We start from the raw sequence: 888 nt of genomic DNA on the forward strand, positions 1-888 counted from the left end.
TCGTCAGCGCATGTTCCAGGGGGTGCTTACCCATGGCCATTAACAGTAAAGCCACTGCCACTGAACTCGACATGTCACTCTGGACGGGCCGAACAGACCCAGAACCCAACAGTGAGCGCTGGCATCAAAAGATCCAACCGCTCAGCCCAACGGCAGCGCCGGGCTGTGCTTTATTAGGTTTTGAAAGCGATGCAGGTGTGGCCAGAAACCAGGGGCGTACCGGTGCTGCGCAAGGCCCTTCGGCACTGCGTAAAGCGCTGGCACCGCTGGCGTGGCACCGCACAGGCCCAGCCTATGATGCGGGAAATGTACGCTGCGAAGGCGATGCCCTAGAAACCGCCCAACAAGCCCTCGCCGATCGATTAGCAGCGTTACTTAAGGCTGAACACTTTCCCGTTGTGCTAGGCGGCGGCCATGAGGTGGCCTATGGCAGTTGGCTGGGGCTTGCCCAGCATCTCGCTGATAGCGGTGAAAAAGCACCACGCATCGGCATTATCAATTTTGATGCCCACTTCGATCTGCGCGATCCCTCTCATGTGCGCTCTTCGGGCACCCCCTTTACGCAAATTGCTGATGAATGCGCTAAGCGCGGCTGGCCGTTTCGTTACGCCTGCTTAGGCGTAAGCCGCGCTGCCAATACCCGCGCACTGTTTAGTCACGCAGCACAACTCGGCGTCATGGTTCGTGAAGATCGGGACTTCCAACCGGCGCAGCTTGAGTGCATCCGGCGCGACCTGGAGCGCTTCATGGTGCGTTGCGATCACCTCTATCTGACCATCGATCTGGATGTCCTGCCCGCAGGGGAAGCCCCTGGCGTCAGTGCCCCCGCCGCTCGCGGCGTCTCACTCGCGCTGATTGAACCGCTGATTGAGACCATCCGCGACAGCG

At 59.9% G+C, this 888-nt stretch carries 1 protein-coding gene; it reads left to right on the forward strand.

Annotated elements, in window-relative coordinates:
* Nucleotides 1–32: 32 nt before the first annotated feature.
* Nucleotides 33–888 (forward strand): formimidoylglutamase (gene hutG / locus INT22_RS03250; protein ID WP_193067685.1); only part of this gene is annotated, 856 nt, incomplete at its 3' end.

The organism is Halomonas sp. 3D7M (assembly GCF_014897885.1).
GTDB lineage: Bacteria > Pseudomonadota > Gammaproteobacteria > Pseudomonadales > Halomonadaceae > Vreelandella.